We start from the raw sequence: 7,300 nt of genomic DNA on the forward strand, positions 1-7,300 counted from the left end.
GGGCCGGCGTTCCGCGCGGAACGCCGGCCCGAGTCGTCGGCAGGGCGATGACGAGGGGCTATGCCGTGCCGGAGTCACAACGAAACTAAACAAAGACTGAGAAAGGTCGGACGACTTCGCTCGTCCCGGACACCCCGCGCTAGCATCTGCCTCCGTGACCGACACGATGGTGAGGGCGGACGACACGCCCGCGGCAGGACAGGGACACCGGGTCGACCGGTCACGACTCGCTCGCTGGGCCCAGCCGATCGCGCTGATCGCAGGCCTCCTGGGCGCCCTGTGCGCCATCGCCGTACCGCTGCTGCCGGTCCAGGTCGACCACACGACGCTGTCGTGGCCGCAGCAGGGCTCGACCCGCGGCATCGACGCGCCGCTGGTCTCCTACGCCCCGCTGACCTTCGACGCCACCGTCCCGTGCGCGGCGATCGCGCAGCTGCCCGCGCAGGGCTCCACGCTGACCGCGACCATCCCGGCCGGCGCCCCGGACCTGGAGCGCTACGGTTTCGTCGCGCGGGTGCGGCCCGGCACCGACGGTAAGCCCGGTCAGTTCGAAGCGGTGCTGCGCAATCAGTCTCTGGCCAGTGTGCCGGTGGACCGGCTCGGTGGCGACTGCGTGTTCACGGTGCATTCCGAAATCTCGCACACCACAGCAACTTTCACCGGTACCGACGCGAAACCGGTGACGCTGCAGGGTGATTGGCGACCGCAGCTGGTGGGCGTGTACAGCGACCTGACCCGGGCCGCCGGAACCAGCGTCACCGCTCAGGTCGACAGCCGATTCTCCGTGGTGCCCACCGTGATCAAGCGGATCGCGACCGTGTTGGCGGTGGTGTTCACCCTCATCGCGCTGGCCGCGTTGTTCCGCCTGGACCGGCTCGACGGCCGTCGCATCCGGCGCTGGTTGCCGCAGCGCTGGTGGAGCTTCGGCGCCGTCGACGCCGTGGTCCTGGGCGGACTGGTGATCTGGCATTTCATCGGCTCGACCACCTCCGACGACGGCTATCAGTTCGGCATGGCGCGCGCGTCGCTGGTGTCGGGTTATATGGCCAACTACTTCCGGTTCTTCGGTGTGCCCGAGAACCCGGTCGGCACACCGCCGTACGACATCATCGCGCATATGACCGAGATCAGCACCGCGAGTCCGTGGATGCGGATTCCGACGCTGCTGGCCGGTGTGGTCACCTGGCTGGCGCTGAGCCGGGAGGTGATTCCCCGCCTCGGGGTGGCGGTGCGCCACGACCGGGTGGCGGTGTGGACCGGCGCGCTGATCTTCCTGGCGGTCTGGCTGCCCTACAACAACGGTCTGCGGCCGGAACCGGTGATCGCGGTCTGTGTCCTGCTCACCTGGTGTTTCGTCGAACGTGCCATCGCGACCCGGCGCCTGCTGCCGTATGCGATCGCGATTTTGGTGGCGGCGTTCAGTTTCACCGCGGCACCCTCGGGCGTGATCTGCGTGGCGCCGCTGCTTGCCGGGATGCGCTCGGTGTTCCGCTTCGGCAGTGCCCGGGCGCGCGAGCTGGCCGCCGATCCGCGGACCGGTGAACCCCGCTCCCGCTGGGCCGTGGGGTACGGCTACGGTGCCCTGCTCGCGCCGCTGGCGACTGCCGGTGCCCTGGTGCTGGCCTTCGCGTTCGCGGTGCAGCCGCTCTCGGCGATGTTCGAGATGCGCCGCGTGCACACCGCGGTCGGCCCGTCCGACCCCTGGTACAACGACTACCTGAACTATCAGTGGCTGTTCATGCCGACCGCCGACGGTTCGATCGGGCGACGCTTCGGCATGGTGGCGATGTGGCTGGGCCTGCTCGTCTGTGTCTTCGTCCTGCTGCGCAAGGGCGGGCGGATCCCGTTCACGGCGGGCGGGCCGGCGCGCCGGCTGCTCGGCATCACCTTCGCGTCGATGCTGCTGATGGCGACCACACCCACCAAATTCACCCACCACAACGGCGTGTACGCCGGACTGGCCGGTGCGGTAGCGGTGCTGACCGCGGTCGCGGTCGGCCCGCGGGTGATGCGGTCGCCGCGCAACCGGGCGCTGTTCGGCGCCGTGGTGGCCTTGGTGATGGCGCAGATCTTCACCAGCGTCAACGAATGGTGGTACGTGTCCAGCTACGGCATTCCGTGGTGGGACAAACCGCCGTCGGTCCACGGCTTCGGGCTGAGCAAGGTCTTCCTCGCCGTGGCCGTGGTGCTGCTGGCACTGGCCGGATGGTGGCATGTGCGCGCACCGGAACCCGGTACCCCGCACCGGATTTCGCGACCGGCGTGGCGATGGGCGAAGATCCCGCCGCTGACCGTGGCCGCGGCGCTGCTGGTGGTGTTCGAGATGGCCTCGTTCGCCAAGGGGGCGGTCGCCCAGTATCCGGCGTTCTCGCTGGCCCGCTCCAATGTGGATGCGGTACTGGGCAAACCGTGCGGGCTGGCCAACGATGTGCTGGTCGAAACCGATCCCAACGCCTCGATGCTGCCGCCATTGACCGGCGATCCGCAGACGACCTTCACCGCCGGCGCCACCGGATTCGTGCCCAACGGGGTCGGCGATCTGACCCCGGAGGGGGAGCCGACAAACAGCAGCAGTATCTCCAGCGCCTTCGACAGCGGGAAGAACCAGGGCGAGGCCGGCACCCAAACCGCCGGTGCGCCACTGCCGTACGGCCTGGACTCGGCCACCACACCGGAACTGGGCACCGCCGGTGAGCAGGATCCGGCCGAACTCACCACCGGCTGGTACCGGTTGCCCCCGGCCGCCGAGCGCACCGGCATCGTGGCGATCACCGCGGCCGGGCGCATTCGCTCGGTCGACAAGGACGGCGTGGTCACCCCGGGCCAGCGCGTCGAGATCGAATACGGCACCAGCGACTCACCGACCGAGGCGCATGCGCTGGGCTCGGTGATCCCGGTCGATATCGGGCCGACGCCGTCGTGGCGCAACCTGCGGGTGCCGTTCGGCCAGATTCCGCCGCAGGCCGATGTGATCCGCATCGTCGCCCAGGACAGCAGCCGCGACCCCAACCAGTGGGTGGCGCTGACGCCGCCGCGCGTCCCGCGCACCACGACCCTGCAGGACATGGTGGGCTCGCGCAGCCCGGTGCTGCTGGACTGGGCGGTGGGACTGCAGTTCCCGTGCCAGCGGCCCTACGATCACCGCGACGGGATCGCACAGGTTCCGAGCTGGCGCATCCTGCCCGATCGCACCGCCGCGCACGACACCACGCTGTGGGAGAGCCACGACGGCGGCGGCCCGCTGGGCTGGAGCCAGCAGTTGCTGAGCTCGCAGACCCTGGCCACGTATCTGAAGGACGACTGGCGCCGGGACTGGGGTGAGTTGCAGCGGCTGACACCGCGCGACACCTCCGCGACCGCCGCGGTGCCCACGGTGACTCGGGAGACCCACGGCGGCATGTGGAATCCGGGCCACATCAACACCGCCTGGGGGTGAGGCCCCTACGGTCCGGCGACGCCTTCCAGTCGCCGGACCTGCTTGGTGGTGAGGTCCTGCAGCGAGGACGGATCCACCTGCGCCGGTGAGGTTTCCGCGATCTGCACGACGCTGCTGCCGACGACGGCGATCGTGGCCGCGGAATACAGCGACATGCCGCCGCTGGTGGTGCGGATCTGGAACGAGCTCGACGCGGAACCGGCCTTCGGCTGATCGAGCCCGCCCAGCCGGTAGTCGACGGAGGTGCCGTCGGCGTCGGTGCCGGAATAGCTGCGGCAGTCGCGCAGCAGCTTCTGCGCCGCCGCGAACGCCTGCGCCGCATTGCCGTCGGCGTAGCTGGCGATATCGATATCGATGCTCGAGAAGTTCGGCGACGAGTAGTGCACCGCGCCCCGGGCGGACGGCCCGCTGTACAGATCACCCACGGGTGCCAGCACTTTCGCGCATTCGGCCGGATCGGTGTGGGAGCGGTCCGGCGGCGTCTGCCCGTTACCGGCCGAGGCGTCCTCGAGCTGCGTGAACCCCGGGGGAAGATCGGCCGGGGTGAGCAATCGCGCCCGCAGCGCATCGGAATCGGTGACGGCCGGGGCGGTGATCGGCGGTACGGTCGCCGTCGCGGGCAGCGACGGCAGCGAATCGTCGTGGTGCCCGCATGCGCTCACCCCGACGACGACGCCCGCGAGCACGACCGCGGCGCGATTCACTCGCCCCATCGCACCTGCGTCCGGACGTCCTGGCGCAGCAGCACATCGGTGTGCGGATCGCGGTAGCACTGATTGCCGCCGATGGTGATCGCGCCCGAAACGGGAAGCGGCAGGCCGAGATCCACGGTGATGGTGCCCGCACCGTGCATCAGGTAGTCGATGATGTCGAGGTCGCCCGAATTGTTGGGCAGCTGCCAGGTGGCCGTTTTCGGCGTCTGGGTGATGTCGAGGGCGATGGTCAGCAGATTGCCGTCGCGCTTGGTGAGCGTCGCGGTCGTCATCTGGTCCAGCGGAACCACTCCCGAGACGCGCTGATGCACCGTCCACACCGCACCCTCGCCGACCGCGTCGGCGGGGAAGGCGATCGCCTCGTACACCGCCTGGTAGAAGGCTTGTTCGATGGCGGCGCGCGCGGTGTCGGGCGTCGACGGGGCCGGTGCCATCCGCAGCGCGGTGACGGCGCCGAGGTCGGTGAACTCGATGCCGGCGTGGGATCCGTCGGCCGCGACCAGTTGCTGATCCAGGGCCGGGTCCGGTGACGTGGCCGTGCCGAGGACGAGGTCCACCCCGTCGGCCTTCGCGTCCGCGGTCAGCGGAATGGCCACCGACGGCGGCGAGAAGTCCCGCACCGCCTGATCGTTGATCTGTTGTTCGACGTGGTGGTCGGTGCGCAGGGTCACCTGCTGGGAGGTGCCGGGGCGCACGGCCGGGCGCAGCGGAGCGTGCGGTTCCTCGCCCGGGGTGACCAGGGTGGCGACTGCGGCGGAGATCGGCAGGGTGACCTCCTTGCCGAAACCCGAGGGCTCGACCTCGGCGTCGCTGGTGGCCTCGGTCCCGTCGCTGCAACCGACGCCGAGCGCGGACAGGGTCACCGCCAGCACCATCAACAGCACTCCCGAGCGCACCGCGCGCGGATTCGGGCCCCGGCCGGACGCGCCCGCGGGGCGCAGACCGGTCACCGAGGCGCAGGAGTGGGAAGACAACACCGTCACGCCGAACAGGGTACGACCGATTCCTGAAAAACAGCTTTGACTCCCGTCCGGCCACGCGCTGGGTGACAGCACCGCGAACCGGTGATGACGTGATAAGGAATGATGTCTAGCTGTGAATACGGACCGGCCGCGTGAGCAGCACCTCGACGACCCCGACGAACCCCCGCGCGAATCCGCGGCGGATCGGGGCGCCGACCGCGACGACGGATCCGGCACCCGCGGCGACAGCGCGGATTCCGCTCCGGCGCGGGACGGCTCGGGCGCCGGCGCTCCCGGCGATTCCGCGACGAACGGGACCTCCGGCACCCCGGCGGCCTTCCCGCGCCGCCTGCCGTGGCTGCTGTTGATCGCGGCCGTCGTGCTGGCCGTGGACCTCGGCACGAAGGCCCTGGTGGTGGCGAAGATGACCCCCGGCGAACCGATTTCGGTCATCGGCGACGTGGTGCGGCTGACCCTCATCCGCAATTCCGGCGCGGCCTTCTCCATGGCCACCGGCATGACGTGGCTGCTGACCCTGATCGCGGTCGCCGTGGTGATCGGGGTGATCCGCATCGGCCGCACCCTGCGCTCGCTGAGCTGGGCGATCGGTCTCGGCCTGGTCCTCGGTGGTGCGCTGGGCAATCTGGTGGACCGGCTGTTCCGTTCGCCCGGCCCGCTGCAGGGACATGTGATCGACTTCATCGCCGTCACCAAATGGTGGCCGGTGTTCAACGTCGCCGATTCCTCGATCGTGTGCGGGGCGATTCTTCTGGTGGTGCTGACGGTGTTCGGATTCGAACCCGACGGCACCCGCGCCGGCCACGACGATGACGAGGGCGCCCACGCCGGTGACGATCAGGACGGGAAGGCGGGCGAATGAGAGAGACACGAGCCATGCCGATCCCCGACGGTCTGGACGGCATGCGGGTCGACGCCGGGCTTTCGCGGCTGCTCGGCCTGTCGCGGACGGCGGTCGCCGCACTGGCCGAGGACGGTTCGGTGCAGATCGACGGCGCCGCGGCGGGGAAGTCCGATCGGCTCGTGGCCGGGGCCTGGCTGGAAGTGGAGTTCCCCGAACCGAAACGGGAGCTCACCGTCGAGGCCACTCCGGTCGAGGGCATGAAGATCCTCTACGCCGACGACGACATCGTCGCGGTCGACAAGCCCGTCGGCGTCGCGGCGCACACCGGTGTCGGCTGGTCGGGTCCCACCGTGGTGGGCGGACTGGCCGCGATGGGGTACCGCATCTCGACCTCCGGCGCGCACGAACGCCAGGGCATCGTGCACCGGCTCGACGTCGGCACCTCCGGGGTGATGGTGGTGGCGCAGTCCGAGCACGCCTACACGGTGCTGAAGCGGGCCTTCAAACAGCGCACGGTCGACAAGCGCTATCACGCGCTGGTGCAGGGACATCCGGATCCCTCCAGCGGCACCATCGACGCCCCGATCGGGCGGGCCCGCGGCAACGACTGGAAATTCGCGGTCACCGCCGACGGCCGGCCCAGCGTCACCCACTACGACACCGTCGAGGCGTTCCAGGCCGCGAGCCTGCTCGACATCCACCTGGAAACCGGGCGCACCCATCAGATCCGCGTGCACTTCTCCGCGATCCGCCACCCCTGCTGCGGTGATCTCACCTACGGCGCCGATCCGCGACTGGCCGAGCGGCTGGGTCTGCAGCGGCAGTGGTTGCACGCGCGCAGTCTCGGCTTCGCCCATCCCGCCGACGGCCGCTGGATCGAGATCACCAGCGACTATCCCGACGATCTGGAGCATGCCCTGGATGTGCTGCGCGCGGTGTGACGGGTGCGGCCGGTGAGTGAGAAGTGGCGCCCCGCAATCGGTTTCGCGGTCGTGGTGGTGCTGCTGATCGCCGTCGTGGTCCTGGGCTGGGCGCGGCCGCCGCGCGCGTCGGTCCTCGGCACCGACCGGCTCGGGCCGGACTCCGGTGAACGCGTCGCCGACTATCTCGAGCGCGCGCACGAATCGCTGTCCGGCGCCGACACCGCGCCCCGCTGGGCGCTGGTGACCTCCGATACCGGCCTGAACACCGCTGCCGTCGTCGACATCGGTGCGGGACTGCGTATTTCGCAGGTGCTCTACCACGTTCCGATCGAGCGCGTGTACACCCCGGTGATCACCGTGCCGGTCCCGGCCGGGACCGCCGCGCTGCGGTCCGCGCAGGCGGC

General features: G+C 70.1%; 5 protein-coding genes and 1 pseudogene. 4 read left to right on the forward strand and 2 right to left on the reverse strand.

Annotated features, from left to right (window positions below):
• Positions 1–166 precede the first annotated feature (166 nt).
• Positions 167–3,436 (forward strand): arabinosyltransferase domain-containing protein, encoded by a 3,270-nt coding sequence (locus NN2_RS29775; protein WP_156511510.1) that lies wholly within the window; start codon positions 167–169, stop codon positions 3,434–3,436.
• Between the two features lie 5 nt (positions 3,437–3,441).
• Here the strand turns inward: NN2_RS29775 and NN2_RS29780 are convergent, their stop codons facing one another.
• Complete coding sequence (locus tag NN2_RS29780; protein WP_063910913.1) at positions 3,442–4,149, reverse strand: sensor domain-containing protein; 708 nt, start codon at positions 4,147–4,149, stop codon at positions 3,442–3,444.
• A complete protein-coding gene (locus NN2_RS29785; protein ID WP_227462937.1) occupies positions 4,137–5,132 on the reverse strand; it encodes a hypothetical protein in 996 nt (331 codons plus the stop codon). Before NN2_RS29785 ends, NN2_RS29780 begins: the two co-directional genes overlap by 13 nt.
• A gap of 112 nt (positions 5,133–5,244) precedes the next feature.
• Between NN2_RS29785 and lspA the strand changes: the two genes are divergently transcribed.
• The 3 genes and pseudogenes from lspA to NN2_RS29800 all read left to right on the forward strand — a co-directional run.
• Entirely contained in the window at positions 5,245–5,991 is a 747-nt protein-coding gene (gene lspA, locus NN2_RS29790) for a signal peptidase II (protein WP_063017907.1), read from the forward strand.
• Complete coding sequence (locus tag NN2_RS29795) at positions 5,988–6,914, forward strand: RluA family pseudouridine synthase (RefSeq protein WP_030514692.1); 927 nt, start codon at positions 5,988–5,990, stop codon at positions 6,912–6,914. The genes lspA and NN2_RS29795 overlap by 4 nt, the downstream gene beginning before the upstream one ends.
• Before the next feature lie 12 nt (positions 6,915–6,926).
• Positions 6,927–7,300 (forward strand): annotated as a pseudogene (locus NN2_RS29800) (hypothetical protein); the annotation flags it as partial.

It is taken from the genome of Nocardia nova NBRC 15556 (assembly GCF_001613005.1).
In the GTDB taxonomy this organism is placed as follows: Bacteria; Actinomycetota; Actinomycetes; order Mycobacteriales; family Mycobacteriaceae; genus Nocardia; species Nocardia nova.